Origin of the sequence: Streptomyces sp. NPDC096310 (assembly GCF_044763125.1) — a bacterium.
GTDB lineage: Bacteria > Actinomycetota > Actinomycetes > Streptomycetales > Streptomycetaceae > Streptomyces.
On record NZ_JBIWFO010000008.1, the window covers coordinates 147,599 to 164,310 of the forward strand.

Annotated in this window: 16 protein-coding genes and 3 tRNA genes; 7 read left to right on the top strand and 12 right to left on the bottom strand. The window is 71.2% G+C overall.

Annotation, left to right across the window (positions count from 1 at the left end; genetic code table 11):
* Positions 1-13: 13 nt before the first annotated feature.
* The 4 genes from ACIQ7D_RS18405 to ACIQ7D_RS18420 all read right to left on the bottom strand — a co-directional run bounded on the left by ACIQ7D_RS18405 (position 14) and on the right by ACIQ7D_RS18420 (position 4,426).
* Positions 14-880 (bottom strand): carbohydrate ABC transporter permease, encoded by an 867-nt coding sequence (locus ACIQ7D_RS18405; RefSeq protein ID WP_403938698.1) that lies wholly within the window; start codon positions 878-880, stop codon positions 14-16.
* On the bottom strand, positions 877-1,818 hold the full coding sequence (locus ACIQ7D_RS18410) for a carbohydrate ABC transporter permease (RefSeq protein ID WP_403938700.1): 942 nt from the start codon (positions 1,816-1,818) through the stop codon (positions 877-879). Before ACIQ7D_RS18410 ends, ACIQ7D_RS18405 begins: the two co-directional genes overlap by 4 nt.
* Positions 1,815-3,173 (bottom strand): extracellular solute-binding protein, encoded by a 1,359-nt coding sequence (locus ACIQ7D_RS18415; protein WP_403938701.1) that lies wholly within the window; start codon positions 3,171-3,173, stop codon positions 1,815-1,817. Before ACIQ7D_RS18415 ends, ACIQ7D_RS18410 begins: the two co-directional genes overlap by 4 nt.
* A gap of 233 nt (positions 3,174-3,406) precedes the next feature.
* On the bottom strand, positions 3,407-4,426 hold the full coding sequence (locus ACIQ7D_RS18420) for an NADP-dependent oxidoreductase (protein ID WP_403938703.1): 1,020 nt from the start codon (positions 4,424-4,426) through the stop codon (positions 3,407-3,409).
* Between the two features lie 140 nt (positions 4,427-4,566).
* Here ACIQ7D_RS18420 and ACIQ7D_RS18425 point away from each other — a divergent pair, with 140 nt between their 5' ends.
* Entirely contained in the window at positions 4,567-5,004 is a 438-nt protein-coding gene (locus ACIQ7D_RS18425; RefSeq protein ID WP_403938705.1) for a MarR family winged helix-turn-helix transcriptional regulator, read from the top strand.
* 37 nt (positions 5,005-5,041) lie between these two features.
* Here the strand turns inward: ACIQ7D_RS18425 and ACIQ7D_RS18430 are convergent, their stop codons facing one another.
* Positions 5,042-5,947 carry a hypothetical protein gene (locus ACIQ7D_RS18430; RefSeq protein WP_403938707.1) on the bottom strand — a complete coding sequence of 302 codons (906 nt, stop codon included), beginning with the start codon at positions 5,945-5,947 and terminating at the stop codon, positions 5,042-5,044.
* 111 nt (positions 5,948-6,058) lie between these two features.
* On the opposite strand from ACIQ7D_RS18430, the gene ACIQ7D_RS18435 reads away from it, so the two are divergent.
* From ACIQ7D_RS18435 to ACIQ7D_RS18445, 3 genes are all read left to right on the top strand, one after another.
* Positions 6,059-6,619 (top strand): hypothetical protein, encoded by a 561-nt coding sequence (locus tag ACIQ7D_RS18435; protein WP_403938708.1) that lies wholly within the window; start codon positions 6,059-6,061, stop codon positions 6,617-6,619.
* 185 nt (positions 6,620-6,804) lie between these two features.
* Positions 6,805-7,848 (top strand): rod shape-determining protein, encoded by a 1,044-nt coding sequence (locus ACIQ7D_RS18440; protein ID WP_403938710.1) that lies wholly within the window; start codon positions 6,805-6,807, stop codon positions 7,846-7,848.
* Positions 7,849-9,417, top strand: a complete 1,569-nt coding sequence (locus ACIQ7D_RS18445) for a GAF domain-containing protein (RefSeq protein ID WP_403938712.1) — start codon at positions 7,849-7,851, stop codon at positions 9,415-9,417.
* A gap of 70 nt (positions 9,418-9,487) precedes the next feature.
* Here the strand turns inward: ACIQ7D_RS18445 and ACIQ7D_RS18450 are convergent, their stop codons facing one another.
* From ACIQ7D_RS18450 to ACIQ7D_RS18465, 4 genes are all read right to left on the bottom strand, one after another.
* On the bottom strand, positions 9,488-10,303 hold the full coding sequence (locus ACIQ7D_RS18450; RefSeq protein WP_403938714.1) for an SAM-dependent methyltransferase: 816 nt from the start codon (positions 10,301-10,303) through the stop codon (positions 9,488-9,490).
* A 137-nt stretch (positions 10,304-10,440) separates the two neighbouring features.
* Positions 10,441-12,372 carry a right-handed parallel beta-helix repeat-containing protein gene (locus ACIQ7D_RS18455; RefSeq protein WP_403938716.1) on the bottom strand — a complete coding sequence of 644 codons (1,932 nt, stop codon included), beginning with the start codon at positions 12,370-12,372 and terminating at the stop codon, positions 10,441-10,443.
* A gap of 419 nt (positions 12,373-12,791) precedes the next feature.
* Positions 12,792-12,962, bottom strand: a complete 171-nt coding sequence (locus ACIQ7D_RS18460) for a DUF5670 family protein (protein WP_403938718.1) — start codon at positions 12,960-12,962, stop codon at positions 12,792-12,794.
* 68 nt (positions 12,963-13,030) lie between these two features.
* Positions 13,031-13,387: a hypothetical protein gene (locus tag ACIQ7D_RS18465; RefSeq protein ID WP_403938720.1), complete on the bottom strand. Its 357-nt coding sequence runs from the start codon at positions 13,385-13,387 to the stop codon at positions 13,031-13,033.
* Between ACIQ7D_RS18465 and ACIQ7D_RS18470 the strand changes: the two genes are divergently transcribed.
* On the top strand, positions 13,386-13,790 hold the full coding sequence (locus tag ACIQ7D_RS18470; protein WP_403938721.1) for a hypothetical protein: 405 nt from the start codon (positions 13,386-13,388) through the stop codon (positions 13,788-13,790). The genes ACIQ7D_RS18465 and ACIQ7D_RS18470 overlap by 2 nt on opposite strands.
* Positions 13,791-13,931: 141 nt before the next feature.
* Here ACIQ7D_RS18470 and ACIQ7D_RS18475 read toward each other — a convergent pair.
* The 3 genes from ACIQ7D_RS18475 to ACIQ7D_RS18485 all read right to left on the bottom strand — a co-directional run bounded on the left by ACIQ7D_RS18475 (position 13,932) and on the right by ACIQ7D_RS18485 (position 14,415).
* A tRNA-Ile gene (locus ACIQ7D_RS18475) sits at positions 13,932-14,005 on the bottom strand.
* A 259-nt stretch (positions 14,006-14,264) separates the two neighbouring features.
* Positions 14,265-14,337: transfer RNA gene (locus tag ACIQ7D_RS18480), tRNA-Asn, on the bottom strand.
* A 5-nt stretch (positions 14,338-14,342) separates the two neighbouring features.
* Positions 14,343-14,415: transfer RNA gene (locus ACIQ7D_RS18485), tRNA-Asn, on the bottom strand.
* 219 nt (positions 14,416-14,634) lie between these two features.
* Here ACIQ7D_RS18485 and ACIQ7D_RS18490 point away from each other — a divergent pair.
* Together ACIQ7D_RS18490 and ACIQ7D_RS18495 are read left to right on the top strand one after the other, a co-directional pair.
* The gene (locus ACIQ7D_RS18490; protein WP_329827234.1) at positions 14,635-14,946 is read left to right on the top strand and encodes a YtxH domain-containing protein; all 312 of its coding nucleotides are present in this window, start codon (positions 14,635-14,637) and stop codon (positions 14,944-14,946) included.
* A 51-nt stretch (positions 14,947-14,997) separates the two neighbouring features.
* A complete protein-coding gene (locus ACIQ7D_RS18495) occupies positions 14,998-16,467 on the top strand; it encodes an FGGY family carbohydrate kinase (RefSeq protein ID WP_403938723.1) in 1,470 nt (489 codons plus the stop codon).
* Positions 16,468-16,712 lie beyond the last annotated feature (245 nt).

Consider the following 16,712-nt stretch of genomic DNA (forward strand, 5'->3'; position numbering starts at 1 on the left):
CCCGGCGGCCGGTTCACTGGCCCGCCAGCCCGGTGTGGGCCACGCCGCTGACGATCTGCCGCTGGAAGAAGACGAAGACGATCACCAGGGGCAGGCCCGCCATCAGCCCGCCGGCCATCAGTTGCGCCCACTGGATGCCGTAGGAGTTCATGACGGTGGCGATGCCGTTCGGCATCGTCATCAGGTCGGGGTTGTTGGTCACCATGTAGGGCCACAGGAAGTTGTTCCACGAGGCGATGAAGGTGAAGATGCCGACGGCGGAGAGCGAGGGCCGTGACAGCGGCAGCACGATGGTGAAGAAGACCCGCCACCGGCCCGCGCCGTCGATGAACGCCGCCTCCTCCAGCTCCCTGGGGATGGACTGGAAGAACTTGTACAGGATGTAGACCATCGCCGCGGGCGCGCACTGCGGAAGGATCATGCCCCAGTACGTGTCCACCATGCCCATCGCCTGGACGGTGGTGAACAGCGGGACGCCCAGCACCGCGGGCGACACCATCAGACCGGCCATGACGAGACCGAGCAGTGCGCTCTTCCCGCGGAACTCGGTACGGGCGAAGCCGTACCCGGCGAGGGCCGAGACCAACACCACGACGAAGGTGACGCAGACCGAGACGACGAACGAGTTGACGAACCAGTTGGGCAGGTTGCCCGACTCGAAGACGGCCGTCCACGCCTGGGTCGTCCACTCCTTCGGCAGCCACCGTACGGGCAGGGCGACGGCCTCGGTCTCCGACTTGAGCGAGGTGAACAGCGCCCACAGCAGCGGCGCCGTCCAGACCGCGGAGACCACGGCGCCGAGCGCGGTGAGCACGATCTGGCTGAGCGTCCACTTCTTCCTGTCCGTCGGCCGCTTCTCGCGGACCGTGGCGATCGTCATCGCGCGCCCTCCTCACTCTTGCGCAGCAGCCACATCCGTCCCAGGGCGACGGCCGCGATGATCACGAAGAAGATGATGGACATCGTGGAGGCGTAGCCCACGCGATAGCTGGTGAAGCCCTGTTCGAGGGTGTACTGCACGAACGACCTGGTGCTGTTCTCGGGTCCTGGGCCGAAGTCCTGCATCACGACCGCCTGGTCGAAGAGTTGCAGCGAGGCGAGGATCTGGAGCGCGATCACCAGGCCGGTGATGTTGCGGAGCATCGGCAGGGTGATGTGGATCATGCGGTGCCAGGCGTTCGCACCGTCCAGGTTGGCGGCCTCGTACAGGTGGGCGGGGATGCCCTGGAGCGCGGCGAGGTAGAGCAGGAAGCTGAAGCCGGCCGTCCACCACAGGGTCTGGATGACAACGGCGAGCATGGCGTACGCCTTGTCGGTCAGCCAGGGCGTGTCCGTCCCGAGGACGTGGTTGACCAGACCGGTGCCGGGGTTGAAGAGCCACTGCCACAGGTTGCCCGCGACGGTCGACGGCAGCAGGAACGGCATGAAGAAGCACAGCCGCCACAGCCACTTCCCGCGTTCGATGTGATGGGCGAGCATCGCGAGCAGGAAGGCGAGGACGGTGATGGACGGCACGACGAGCAACGTGAAGTACGCGCTGCGGCCGAGCGAGTCCCACATCATCGTGTCGTGCAGGGCCTCGCGGTAGTTGTCGAGGCCGATGAAGCTCGTGCTGTCGCCGGAGATGTTGGCGTCCGTGAAGCTGAGGTAGACGCCGCGCAGCAGCGGAAAGATCACGAACAGGACGAAGAGCGACAGGAACGGGGCGACGAACCAGCCCCCGTGCTGGAAGCCCTGCCCGCGGCGGGCCCCGGCGCTGTCGGCGGCGGTTCGCGCGCGCGCCGGGGCGATGACGGTCCCCGCACCGGTCGTCGTCATGCCACCGCCCCTTCCTGTGCGGCGGTCCTGCCGTCCATCGGGTTCTTCATGGCGAGGAGCCTGGCGAGCTGCTTGCGCATCCGTCCGGCGGCCACGTCCGGCTTGGCGGAGCCCGTCGTGGAGGAGACGACGAGCGGGCCGACCTCCTGGGCGAGGATGCCGGTGGAGCCCGCGAACCACACCTTCGGCTCGGTGGCCTGGTGGTCCATGGCGCTCGCGTACTCGTGCTGCGGTTCGAGCTTCCGGTACGCGGGTGTGGACAGGGTCGGGGTGTAGGCGGGGATGTGGCCGCCCGCCGCCCACTGGAGGGCGTGCTTGACCACGTACGCGGCGAGCCGGTGCGCGCCCTCGTTGGCGGGGCCGCCGCGGTCGGACTGGTGCGGCAGGACGAAGGAGTGCGACTCGGCGTGGGTGGCCGGTCTGCCGAAGACGGGCGGCAGCGGTGTCGCGCCGTACTCGACCTTCGCGCCGGAGAAGACGGGCACGGACCAGTTGCCCTCCCAGGCGAACGGGGAGCCGTTGATGAACTGTTCGGCTCCGGCGGTGCCGCCGTAGCCCGGGTCGGCGTATCCGTCGGTGATGTGCCGGCGCAGGAACTCCAGGACCTGGGCGGCCTTGTCGACGTCGAAGGCGACCTCGGTGTTGTCGGCGTTGAACCAGGCGCCGCCGAGCTGGGTGTAGAAGGCGACGAAGAACCACCACTGGAAGTTCTGGTCGCTGTGCCACAGGCCGATGGTCTGGAGCCCCTTCTTGGTGGCTTTCTTGGCCTCCTTGAGCACGTCGAACCACTCGTCGGTGGATGTCACCGGCACCATCCGGCCGTCGTCCCCGAGCAGGCCCGCCTTCCCGAGGACGTCCTTGCGGTAGTAACAGAGCTGTACGTGGATGTCGAGCGGCAGGGCGTAGAGGGTGCCGTCGACGACGGCGCGCTTCCACAGCGCGGGGTTGAAGTCCGCTTCCTTCACGCCGTACTCGGCGAGCAGGCCCATGTCCCAGGGGTCGAGGAGGCGGCCCGGCGAGAAGCCGGTGACCCGGCCGAGGTGCATCACGCCCAGGTCCGGTGCGCGGTTGCCGGCCGCCGCCATGGCCAGCTTGGTGTAGAAGGGGTTGCCCCACTGGAGGGTGGAGTCCTTGACGTCGACGGCCGGGGTGGCCCGGCGGAACGCGTCCAGCATGGCGATCATGTTGGCGCCGTCGCCGCCGCTGAAGAGGTTCCAGTAGCGGACACGGACGTCCGCGGTCGAGGTGAGCGCGGAGGCGCCGGTACCCGCGGCGGCCAGGCCGAAGCTGCCGGCGACGGCGAGTGCTCCTAGTCCGCCGAGCACGCCGCGGCGGCTCGGGAGCGATGGTGGCATGACGGCTCGATTCTGTCGTCCTCCCACGGCCCCGCCCCGTATCGTCCGAAATACCGAACGGCGACCGTAACTTCGAACCGGAAACTATGGTCGGAGCGCGAACGAGTCAATCCCTCGCGCAAGAAAAGACCCGGGGGCCACATCCCGTCACAGGGGTGTGCGGCCCACGGGCCCTCGGGTCTTTCGGGTCTTTCGGGTCTTTCTGGGGGGATTCGGCTGGATCAGGGAGCGGGTCAGCCGCCGAGCGACACGACCATCTTGCCGGTGTTGTCGCCGCGCAGTACGCCGAGGAACGCGTCGAAGCCGTTCTCGATGCCGTCGACGACGGTCTCGTTGTACTTCAGCTCACCGGCGGCGAGCCAGCCCGCGACATCCTGGACGAACCGCGGCTGGAGCCCGAAGTGGTCGGCGACGAGCATGCCCTGGATCCGCAGCCGCTTGCCGATCACCAGGGCGAGGTTGCGCGGCGCCGGGGTCGGCTCGGTGCTGTTGTACTGCGCGATCATGCCGCAGACCGTGACGCGGCCGTGCGGGTTGAGCGAGCCGATGGCGGCTTCGAGGTGCTCGCCGCCCACATTGTCGAAGTAGACGTCGATCCCGTCGGGCGCCGCCTCAGCGAGCAGTTCCTCGACCGGGCCGCTCTTGTAGTTGAAGGCCGCGTCGAAGCCGTACTCCTCCACGAGGAGCTTGACCTTCTCGTCGGAGCCCGCGGAACCGATGACCCGCGAGGCGCCCTTGAGCCGGGCGAACTGGCCGACCTGGCTGCCGACCGCACCGGCGGCGCCGGAGACGAAGACGGCGTCGCCCTCCTTGAAGGACGCGGTCTCGAACAGGCCCGCGTACGCGGTCAGTCCGGTCATACCGAGCACGCTCAGATAGGCGGAGAGCGGGGCGGCCGAGGCGTCGACCTTCGTGGCCTTGTCCGCCGGGAGCTCGGCGTACTCCCGCCAGCCCAGACCGTGCAGCACATGGTCGCCGACCGCGAACCCCTCGGCGCGCGAGGCGATGACCTCGCCGACCGCGCCGCCCTCCATCGGACGGTCGAGCCGGTACGGCGGTACGTACGACTTCACGTCGTTCATCCGGCCCCGCATGTAGGGGTCGACCGAGAAGTACAGGTTGCGGACGAGGATCCGGCCCTCGCCCGGCTCGGCCACCGGCACGTCGCGCAGGGCGACGTCACCGGGCTCCGGCCAGCCGTGGGGGCGGGCGACGAGATGCCAGGCACGGCCGGACGCGGGAAGTGCGGTCATGGCGGAGTCCTCCTTGGACAGCTCAGCGGCGGCGAGCCGGACACCGGATCAGCCGGATGCCATGGGGAAAGCTTCACCACCTGAAACAACCATGCTCCTGAATATTTCATGTTGTCAAATATGCGGGTACGCTCGTAACCATGGCCACCACCGCGCGCAGAGACCCGCTGACCGTCGAAGTCCTCGAACTCATCGGCACCATCGTGGCGCGCTACTACGAGGAGTACGACCGGGCCGCGGCCGATCACTCCCTCACGGGCGCGCAGGCACGCGTCCTCGGACTGCTTTCCCTGGAACCTATGCCCATGCGCCGGATCGCGCAGAACCTGAAGTGCGAGCCGTCCAACGTCACCGGGATCGTGGACCGGCTGGAAGCGCGCGGCCTGGTGGAGCGCCGCCCCGACCCGGCCGACCGGCGGGTGAAGCTCGCCGCACCGACGGAGAAGGGGCTCTCCACGGCCGCCCTGCTGCGGAACTCACTCGGCTTCGCCCGCGCGCCGCTCGCCGGGCTGTCGGAGGAGGAGCGCACGGTGCTGCGGGATCTGCTGAAGCGGATGCTGGGCCAGGACGTGGTCTGACGACGTTGGCCTGACGTGGCCTGCGCCCGCCCCAGGGTCAGGTGCACCACCAGAGGAACCGGACGCAGGTCTCCGACGGCTCAGGCTCCGGCGCGGGCGGTGGCGGCGCCGAGGTCGGCGTGGCCGGGTCTGACTCGCCGGTGGGCTCCCCCGTGGGGCGGCCCGCCGGGTCACCGGGGCCTGTCGTACCGGCTCCACCGGGCTCGGGACCGCCGGAGCCGGGCGCGGCCGGGTCCGTACCGTCGCCGTCGACCGCCTCGGCCGAGGAGGAGGCGCCGGGCGGGGCGGGCGCCTCCTCCTCGGAGGACCGGTCCGCGTCCGGGTCGCCGCCGCCGACCGGGGCGGCCGAACCGTCCACGCTCGGGCCCGCGCCGTCGCCGGAGGCGGAACCGGACCCCGGGGAGACCGCCGGGCCCGGATCGTCGGGCGCGGCCGGGCGGTCGGTGTCGCCGTCGACCGAACCGCCGTCGGGGAGGACGGACGTGTCCTCCTTGACCGAGGCCGCGTGGTCCCGGCCCGGCGCCTCGAACGCGAGTTGCGCCAGGCTGAGCATGCCCGCCGCGAGCACCACCCCCAGCGTGCCGATCAGCACCCTGCGCCCGCGCCGGTCGCGGGCGCGGCGCCCCTGCCCAGGCGCCTTGCGCGGGGCCCGGCGCGAGGGCCTGCGACCGGAGGGCTCGCGGTTCGACGGCTCGCGGTTCGACGGCTTGCGACGGCCGGCGGCGCGGCTCTCCGTACGGGAGCCGGGGCGGGGGCCGGTGTCGGTGTCGCCGGTGTCGCCGGTGTCGGGGCCGGGAGCGTGGCCGATCAGGCCGATGTCACCATCGATCACGAAGCCGGACTCTCCGTAACCGCTCGTGCTCGCGCCCTCGGCGGGGGCACCGCATCCGGCGCAGGTCAGCGCTCCGTTGAGGTGCCGTCGGCACGGGTGGCAGTAGTCCATGGCGCCCCGAAGATTATGCGGCTCCGGGAGGGTGCTGATGTGGGGTCTGTGAGGGTCCTGTGCGGAAGAGCGTGCGGGTGGTGTGGCGCGTACACCGGGCAGGATGGCGCCATGACGTCCAACGGGCCGTTCGGGCCGCTCGAATTCCAGCTCGTCCTGCTGCGCCGAATGGCCGACCACCAGCCGGAGCTGGTCGACGAGGCCCGCCACGAGCTGGGGGTGTCCCTGGCCGGGATGCGCGAGGCCAACCGCCGCTGGCAGGCCATGGTGCGCTCGCCGCGCTCCCGCTCGGCGGCGGGCCGCTACCGCTCCGTACTCGGCGAGCCGGAGAGCGTCGTCCGGCGCAGGATCGGCGACCTGGAGTGCGACGCGCTGCTCTGGCCGGTCGTGCTCTGGCCCGCCCTGCGCTTCGAGGTGATGACCGCGCCGGGCGGGGCGGTGTGGAACGAGTGGCTGGTCCGCGCCCCTGGCGAGGCCGGGCCCGAGTTGCGTACGGCGGAGGATCTGCGGCCCTGGTCGTGCACCGTGGACGAGGTGGCGCGGGCGTTCCCGCCGGCCCGGCCGCTGCCGGGGACGGCGCCGACCAGGACGGGGCTGCGGTTCACGCTGCCCGGCGGCGAGATCCGGGTCGCGGAGTTCACCTGGGGCCTGCTTCAGCGCTGGACGGAGTGACGGCGCGTCACGTCCCCGGCGGTACGGCGGTCGGAGCCGGCCGCCGTACGACCGGGCCCCGACCGCCGGCCGGGTGACGCCCGACCGGAGCAACCCGGCGCGCGCGGCCCGCCCCGGGACCGCACGATCGGTACCAGGGCCGGCGCCGCCGGTGCACCACATCAGCGTTCTCGGGAGACCCTGCCGTGACCGTCAGTCTTGAGCAGTTGCGCCGTTGCCACATCGCCGTCGACCTGGGGGCCGCGAGAACGAGGGTGTTCGTGAAGGGGGCCGGACTCGTCGTCGACGAGCCCAGCGCCGCCGCCGTGAACACCCGTACGGGCGCGCTCATCGCCGTCGGCTCACTCGCCGAACGCATGACGGGCCGTACCCCCGACTACATCCGGGTCGCCCGCCCCGTCACCGGCGGCACGGTCGTCGACATCGAGATGGCCCAGCGGATGCTGCGCCACCTCATCGGCGACAAGCTGCGCAGGCAGCTCCGCCGCAAGCCCCGGCTGCGCGCCGCCGCGTCCACCCCGCACGAGGCCGATCCGCTCGCCCAGCGCGCCACCATCGAGACCCTGCTCGGCCTCGGCGCCCGCCGGGTCGAGCTGGTCGACACGCTGATCGCCGCGGCGGTCGGCTGCGGATTGCCCGTGGAGGAGCCGACCGCCACCATGATCATGGTGTGCGGGGCGGCCACCACCCAGATCGCGGTGCTCTCGCTCGGCGCGATCGTGACCGCGCAGCGGATTCCGGTCGGCGGCAACGCGATCGACCACGCGGTGATCCAGCACCTGCGCCACCAGCACCAACTGATGCTGCCGAGCCAGTCCGTACGCCCACTGCAACTGGCCCTCAGCGGCAACGGTCTGAGCCCGGACGGCCCGGCCGAGACCGAGATCCACGGCCGGGACGTGGCCACCGGCGTCGCCCGCTCCGTGCTGGTCGACACCGCCGCCGTGCGCAGCGCGATCTACACGCCGCTGACCGCGGTCCTCGACGGCATCGGCAAGGTGCTGCGGGACTGCCCGCCGGACCTGGTGGCCGATCTCGCGGACAGCGGGATCATGATGGTCGGCGGCAGCGCCCTGCTGCCGGGGCTCGACCGGATGCTGCGCAAGGCGACGGGTATGCCGGTGACCATCGCGGAGCGCCCGGACACCTGCACCGTGCTGGGCCTCGGGGCGATGCTGGAGGGCAAGATCCAGCCGATGGCCCTGAACCCGCTCGCCGACGCCCACTGAGTGCCCGTGCGTCTGGAGGACGTCCTCGGCATCGGCGACGACCTCGCGCTGCGCACCACGCTCCAGCACCTCGTGGACAGCGCCGCCGAACTCGTCGGCGCGCGGTACGGCGCGCTCGGCGTGGTCGAACCCGAACGCGGCGGACTGGCCGAGCTGTTCACCACCGGAACCCGGGGCGGGACGGGCGGCTCTGGCGGAACGGGCGGTACGGGCGGTACGGACCCCGAGCGCGCCGGGCGGCTCGCCGAGGGCAGCACCGGACTGCCCGGACTGCTTCTGACGGACCCCCGGCCGCTGCGCGTGGACGACGCCGCGGCCGACCCGCGCTCGGCCGGGACCCCGCCGGGCCCGCCCCCGGTGCGCTCGTTCCTCGGGGTGCCGGTCCAGCTCGACGAGGAGGTCCTCGGCCATCTCTATCTGACGGGGAAGCGGCGGGGCCCCTTCACCGAGCAGGACCAGAACCTGCTGCGGATCCTGGCCTCGCAGGCCGCCATCGCGATCGGCAACGCCCGGCTGTACGGCACGGCCCGGCAGCGCGAGCGGTGGATCACGGGGGCCGCCGCCGTCACCACCGCGCTGCTGACCGGCGTGAACGCGATGGACGCGCTGATGACGGTGGCCGAGTCGGCCCGCGCGCTCGCCGACGCCTTCGCGGGCGTGGTGCTCCAGCCGACCGACGAGGGCGGGATGGAGATCGTCGCCGCGTCCACGTCCGACGACCCGGGCGACATCGTCGGGACGACCATCGCCCCTGGCTCCCCCGTCCTGGTCCAACTGCTCGGCGGGGAACCGGTGTTCATCGAGGACTCGTCCACCGATCCCCGGATGACCACCCATGTGCGCTCACGCTTCGGACCGAGCATGATGCTGCCGCTGCAGAGCGGCGGCAAGCTGATCGGGACGCTGGCCCTGCCGCGCCGGCGCGGTGGCAAGCCGTACCGCGCGGTGGACCGGCTGCTGGCCACGCAGTTCGCCTCGCAGGCGGCGCTCGCGCTCGTACTGGCGGACTCCCAGCACGACCGGGAGCGGCTGGCGGTGTACGAGGACCGCGACCGGATCGCCCGTGACCTGCACGATCTGGTCGTGCAGCGGCTGTTCGCCACGGAGATGATGCTGGAGTCGACCCGGCGGCGGGTCACCGACCCCTCGCTGGACGGGCTGCTGGGGCGCGCGGTGGACGAGCTGGACTCGACCATCCAGGAGGTACGGACGACGATCTTCGCCCTCCAGCAGCCGCCCGCCGACGGCCCGACGGGCGTACGCGCCTCGGTGCTGCGCGAGACGGGCGGCGCGGCGGTCCTGCTGGGCCTCCGGCCGTCGGTGCGCTTCAGCGGCGCGGTGGACACGCTGGTGAGCCCACGGGTCGCCCGGGAGCTGCTGGCCGCGCTGCGCGGCGCGCTGGCCGCCGCGCACCGGCGTGGCGGGGCGACGGCGATCGAGGTGGAGGTCGACGCGACGGCGCGGGCGGCAAACGGCACGGGCAGGGTACGGCTGGTGGTGACGGACGACGGGACGCGGGAGGACGGCGGCCCCGGGGGGACGACGGTGACCTGGGAGTCCCCGAGATGACCGGGAGCCCCGGGGCCCCTGGGGCACGACCTCCGCCCCGTACTGCGCCACGTCCCCCCGTCCTCCCGTATTACGGCTTGCGGCCCACGGCACCGTACGCGTCGACCGCCACGCTCACGGTGTCCGCCTCCGGGCGCCACCGCGTGACCTGCTCGACGCCGGGCGCCACCAGGTCGAGACCGTCGAAGAAGCCGCCGATCTCGTCGACGCCGCGCACGTAGTAGGGGACGGCCCCGCTCTCGTTGTACGCGTCCGACGCCGCGATCATCCCCTCGCTGGTGGAGGTCGAGTCGCTGATCACCAGGTAGCTGCCGGACGGCAGTCCCGCCATCAGCCGTGTGACGAGCGAGCGTGCCTCCTCGTACGCGGCGACATGGCCGAGCGTGTTGAGGATCATCAGCGCGACGGGCTGTGAGAGGTCCAGTGTTCCCCCGGCGGCCTTGAGGATCTCCTCGGGCTCGTAGAGGTTGGCGTCGAGGTAGTCGGTCCTGCCCTCGGGCGTGCTGGTCAGCAGGGCGCGGGCATGGGCGAGCACCAGCGGGTCGTTGTCGACGTAGACGATCCGGGAGTCCGGGGCGACGCGCTGGGCGACCTCGTGGGTGTTGTCGGCGGTCGGCAGGCCGGTCCCGATGTCGAGGAACTGGCGTACGCCCTGCTCCACCGCGAGGTACCGGACGGCCCGGCCGAGGAAGTGACGGCTCGTCCGGGCCACGTCGACCAGGCCGGGGAAGATCTCCTTGATCTGGTCGCCCACGGCACGGTCGACGTCGTAGTTGTCCTTGCCGCCCACGAAGTAGTTCCAGAAGCGCGCGGAGTGCGGCTTGCCGGTGTCGATCCGCGCCCGGGCGGCGGCGGCTGACTCGAAGCGGGGATCACGGTCGGACACGGAAAGCGCCTCCTCGGCGGACACGGCAGCGGGCCAGGAGCACCAACCTAGACGAACGCGCACCGTGGGCGCACCTTTTGATCACACCAACTCCACATGATCGACGGCCCGTTGGCACCCCGCCAACTGCGGCTCCGTCAGCAGAGGTTGTGACCGGGGCTGACGGTGGACCCGCTCCAGTCGAGCGCCGCCGCCCCGGCCACGAGCAGGGCGGTGGCGGCCGTCCAGCCGTTGCCCGTCAGGTCGTTGCCGGCGATGACACAGCCGGTGGCGGTCACGGCGGTCGAGACGCCGGTGACGGTGGTGCCGCCGTCCTTCCTGATCTGGTTGCCGGTGACGAGGCAGCCGGGCGAGGTCACCCGGATACCGGCCGACGCGGCGGCGCGGATCGTGTTGCCCGACACGGTGGCGTTGCCGCCGGGCGCGCTCGCCACACCGATCATGATTCCGTGGTTGGCGACGGTGCCGTCGATCAGGTTGTTCGCCACGAGGGCGCCCGAGCAGCCCGCGATGTTGATCCCGTTCGACCCGGCCGCCGTCACCGAGTTGCCGGTGACCGTGATCCGGTCGCTGCGCTGCGCGAGGATGCCGCCTCCGCCGGTGCCGGTGATGCGGTTGCCCTCCATGACCGTGCCGGACGCGTAGTCCGTCCGTACCCCGTAGCCGGTGCCCGCGCGCACGGTGTTGCCCCGGATCACCACATCGCTCCAGAGGGCGTTGGCGAGCCCCGCGACCCGGATCCCGGAGTCGGCGCCGGAGCCGTCGATGATGTTGTCGGTGACGGTGAGGCAGCGGCAGCCCTGCGGGGCGGAGGAGGCGGTGGCCGCGTGGATGCCGGCCGCGCCGGTGCCGGAGATACGGTTGCCGGAGATGACGGAGTCCCGCCAGTACAGGGCGAGGATCCCGGTGTCGTAGGCACCGGTGATCTCGCAGTCCCTGACGGTGATCCGGTCGAAGTACGAGCCGGCCACGCTGGCGTGCGTACCGACCGCGCGGCCCCAGTCACCGAGGCGCGCGGAGGGGCCGAACCAGCATCCCGTGATCTGGATGTCCCGGCAGGCGGTGCCGTCGAACTCGCCGATGGCGCTCGACCCGGACTTGGCGATGTCGAGCTGGACGGCCTCGGACGTCACCCGCGACTGGTCCGGGGTGTTGTCGGTGAACCCCTCGAAGCGGCAGTCCACGATCCGGCATCCGTCGACGGCGTTGACCTCGATGCCGTGGGCGCCCGAGCAGTCACGGAAGACGGCGTCCTTGACCAGAATGTCCGAGCAGTGGATGAACGTCATGATGTTGGTCGTGCCGGTGACGACACCGCTGCCGTCGGCGGCGCGGTAGGCGTTGCCGTCCCAGGTCCCGCCGTACACGCGGATGTGCGAGTGGCCGGCGTACGAGGGGAACGCGTCGTCCCCGTAGAAGTTGCGGAAGCAGCCGGTCGTGGCGTGGATGGAGCGGATGGTCGCGCCATGGGCCACCACCGTGGTGTTGGCGCGGCAGACGACGAACGTGAACACGTTGTACGTGCCGCCGGGCGGGAAGAAGACGATGCCGCCGCCTCCCGCGTAGGCGGCGTCGAAGGCGGCCTGGACGGCCGCGGTGTCATCGGCGACCCCGTCCCCGAGGGCGCCGAACAGCATCGGGTCGAAGACCCGCTGCCCGGACAGGTCGACCGGCTCGGTCAGCGACGGTACGGCGCCTTCCGGGCCGGCCGCCGCACCGGCCTCCGTCGGCCCGGCCCCTTCCGGACCGGCCCCTTGCCGCCCGGGCCCCGGGGTCTCCCGTGCGGCGCGGTACCTCCGTACGATCCGGCCGGCGGCGTCCGGGTACTCGTACTCGATGGCCGGGACATCCTCCACCAGGAACGTCCGCAGGGCCCCGGGTGCCGAGGACCCCGGGCCGTTGCTGAGCAGGACGCGGATCGGCGTCGTCCCGTCCGCCTCGAAGACACCGCCGGCCACCTCACCGCCGCCCCCGGCGACGCGCAGCGTGACCGGGCAGTCGGGCAGCGCCTCGCCGCCCGTCGTGGTCAGGACGTCGGAGGGCGTCCCGCCATAGGTGTAGAGCGCCATCGGATCGGTCCCTCTTCGCCGGGTATCCAGTAACTCCTACTGGTGTGTACCCAGATACACACGGCGGTTCCACGGTTCCCATTCCCTTGTTCTCAAGATGATATGAGCGCACCTGCGGGTGGGGCGAACTCCGGCGCGTCCTTGATCTCCGCCTTGATCCGCTCGACGTAGATCTTCTCCTCGGCGGTGCAGCCCCCGATATCTTCCGGAATTGCGGTGACTGTTTCTCTCCGACTCTCGTGCCCCGGTTTCCGCGCCTCACACAAAGAACTCCGTATACCCGCGAGCACCACGCCGAGAGCACCATGACCGGTTTTTCCCGCTCATGGGTGTGGGGCCCGGACGCCGAGCGTCCGGGCCCCACCCGAGCATGGATCGGTTGTCCGCCCTCACCAGGGCTGCCTGGCGATACACGGCACCTACCAGCGGTACCACCGGCCACGCCGGCCGCTGGCCCCGGCGGAACGCATGACGAATCCGAGCGCCCAGAGAACCAGCACGATGACCGCGACGATCCACAGCGCCTTCAGCGCGAAGCCCGCACCGAAAAGAACCAGGGCCAGAAGCAGAACGAGAAGCAGGGGAACCATAGTTATCAACCTCCGAAGCACCGCATGCCCCGCGCAATTTCCCCCACACACATTATTTCGCGTGTTTCTCACGCGCTTTCCGGGGAACGTCGCCGGGCCTCCGTGCCGGGCTCCGGTCGGGCGCTGCTGGTCCCGGCACCGCACGGCGTACGACCGGCGAACCAGTGGTGCAGGGCGCCCAGGGCGACGGCCTGGACGACGGCCCCGAAAACGACACGGATCCGGGCCGGCGGGCCAGGAATCGTCACGAACAGGAACGCCGTGATCCGGTCCACCACCTCGTTCAGCCGGCCTTCCCGCCGGGCGCCCAGGACGAGCCGGGCCCCTCTCCCGGCGAGATACGCCGCCGTCGCCGCCCCGAGGACCGCCCCTTCACCGATCCGTCGCGGTGGCGATGTCAGTGGTGGCTGAAAGGCTGCGGGCATGAGTCCTTGGAACCTGCTCGACCTCGACAAAGCCCTGCGAGCCAGTTGGGCCGCCGACACCTGCTCACCGAGCGATCTGAGTCACATCGCCTGGACGGCCGACAACCCCGCCTGGGGCCACTGCGACATCACCACCTTGATCGTCCACGACCTCTTCGGCGGCGATCTCATGGTCGGCGAAGTGCGTCTCGATCAGGACCAGCACGGCTTCCACTGGTGGAACCGACTGCCCAGCGGTGTCGAACTCGACCTGACACACGAACAGTTCCAGCGGGGCGAGACCATCACCGAAGCCCGCGTCGTCGAGCGCCCCCCGGGCCCCCTGCGTCGCTGGGACGAGTACCTGCTCCTGCGCGAGCGAGTCATCGAGCACCTCGGCCACCTGCCGGAGCCTGCCGCGTGAACAAGCCGGGATCAGCCCACGCGGCCCCCGCGCGTCCCCTGACACCTGGTCTGAACGGATGAACCGTGGCCGCCACTCCGGAGCGGCGGCCACCGCTTCGTGTTTCCCCAGGTAGAAACGGTTCTCCTGAGGAGACTCAGGTGGGGCGGGTGGGACTCGAACCCACGGCCGACGGATTATGAGTCCGCTGCTCTAACCGGCTGAGCTACCGCCCCTAACGGCGCGTCGCGCACATTTGTGCGCGCCGTTCTGCCGCAGCATAGCCGCTCATACGATCTCCTGCTTCGGATGGTCGGCATCACTTGACCATGAAGACTTCGCCGCGCCCTGCCCGGTTCCAGGAACGTGTGGGTACAGCCGTACGAGGGACACGGAGGCGTCGTATGGACGCCGTTGGGGCATGGTCGTGGGGCGGGTGTGACGAAGGTGGACATAACGAAAAAGGACCCCTGAGGGTCCCTTCCGTCTTTCCCGCTCCCCCGGCTGGACTCGAACCAGCAACCCTCCGGTTAACAGCCGAATGCTCTGCCAATTGAGCTACAGGGGATCGCGCTCCCCCGACTGGACTCGAACCAGTAACCTGCCGGTTAACAGCCGGCTGCTCTGCCAATTGAGCTACAGGGGATTGCTGCGTGTGCACCGAACGTACCTACCCCGGTCCTCCCGAGCGGCGCGCGTTCGCTGCGACACATACATTAGCGCAAGCAGGGGGGTGCTCCGCCAATCGGTATCGAGCCGGGTCACCTCGGGTGATCCCGGGCCGGGACGGGGTAGGCGGAGGGCACAGACCGACGGTCCGACCGCCGGCGCACGGGACGCCGACATCAAGGAAGGCTGGGCAGCCATGCGGTACCGCCTCACGTTCATCGCCGGACTCGCTTGCGGATACGTTCTCGGAACGCGGGCGGGCCGCGAGCGCTACGAGCAGATCAAGAAGTCCGCACGGCAGGTGTCGCAGAATCCGGCGGTGCGCAACGCCGCCGAGTCGGCCGCACAGACCGGCCGCGAGGTCGCGGGGCGGGCGTACCACTCCGTGAACGGCGTCGTCGGGGAGAAACTCGGGGACAAGGTGCCCGACTCGGTCGCCCAGCGGGTCCGCTCCCTGCGGGAACGGAGCCAGAACGGTCTCGACGACTGGGGCACCAGCAATACCTGATCACCCCGGCCGCGCGCTGTTCATGGCGCGCGTGGGGCAGAATCGGGTGTCATGGGAATAGTCGCCGGGTTGGACAGTTCGTCCGGGTTCACGCGTGTCGTCGTCTGCGACGCGGACACAGGTGCCGTACTGCGTCAGGGGTACGCGCAGCATCCGGTCGAGCCCAAAGCCACCGAGGTCGACCCTCAGGTGTGGCTGCTGTCCCTCGGTGAGGCGGCCTCGGGCGGGCTGCTGGAGGGTGTGCAGGCCATCGGCGTGGCGGCACAGCAGGACGGCATGGTGGCGCTGGACCGGCAGGGCAATCCCGTACGGGCCGCGCTGATCGGCAACGACAAGCGCGCCCAGGTCGCCGCCGCCGATCTGGTGGACGCGCTGGGCGGGCGGCAGGCGTGGGCCGAGGCCGTCGGGTCCGTACCGCAGTCGAGCCGGCTGGTGGCGAAGCTGCGCTGGATGGCGCGGACCGAGCCGGAGGCGGCGCACCGCACCGCGCTGGTGCTCCAGCCGCACGACTGGCTCGTCTGGCAGTTGCTCGGTCGTCCGGCGCGCCGGACGACCGACCGGGGCGCGGCCTCGGGGACGGGCTACTGGTCGGCCCGTACGGGGGCGTACCGGCCTGATCTGGTGGAGCTGGCGCTCGGGCACCAGGCGGCGCTGCCGGAGGTGCTCGGTCCCGCCGACGCGGCGGGGACCACGCCGGAGGGGCTGCTGATCTCGGCGGGGACCGGCGAGACGATGGCTGCGGCCTTCGGGCTGGGGGTCGGGATCGGCGACGCGGTGGTGTCGCTGGGCGCCTCGGGTTCCGTGATGGCCGTGCACCACGAGGCGGCGGCGGACCCGTCCGGGCTGATCACCTCCTTCGCGGACGCCACGGGCATGCATCTGCCGGTGGTCCACACGCTGAACGCGGTCAGAGCGCTGCGCGGGACGGCGGAGCTGCTGGGGACGGCGGATCTGGGGGAGCTGTCCGCGCTGGCGCTGAAGTCCACGCCGGGCTCCTCGGGGCTGGTGTTCCTGCCGTATCTGGAGGGCGAGCGGACCCCGCAGCTTCCGCACACGGCGGGCACGCTGACCGGGCTGCGGCGCGAGTCGATGAAGCCGGAGCATCTCGCGCGGGCCGCGTTCGAGGGGATGCTCTGCTCGCTCGCCGACGCGATGGACGTGCTGCGCGGGCGTGGGGTGGAGGTGCGCCGGGTGTTCCTGCTGGGTGCCGCCGCCGAGTTGCCCGCCGTACAGGCCCTGGCGCCGTCGGTCTTCGGCGCGCAGGTCGTCGTGCCGCAGCCGGCGGACTACGCGGCGCTGGGCGCGGCGCGGCAGGCGGCGTGGGCGCTCGGGGTCGCGCGGGGGACGCACTCGCCGCAGCACCCGCCGGCCTGGCAGGGCGCGGCAGCGCAGGTGTTCGAGCCGGGTGACGACACGGCGGTGGGAGCGGCCGTACGGCATCAGTACCAGGCGACGAGGGAGCAGGTGCACCCGGGGGCGTTCGGGCCCGGAGGGCTCGCGCAGGGGTCTCTCGGGGGTTGAGTCCGGGGTTCCTCGGGGCCGGCTCCGGGTGTTCTCGGGGGCTGGGCGCGGGCCGGTGCGGGGAGGCTGTTACTGGGGGAACGGGGTGAGCGGGTCGCTGGGGCGGGGTGCCGGTCCGGGGGCGTTCTTGACCCGTCCTTGGACTTAAACCCTTGGGGTTCGGCGGGTGGCGTGCCGCAAGATGGAGGGTCGAGACCCCCCTGATCTTCGCCGACCGGTCCGCGCCGTTCGGCCAGCCGAATCCG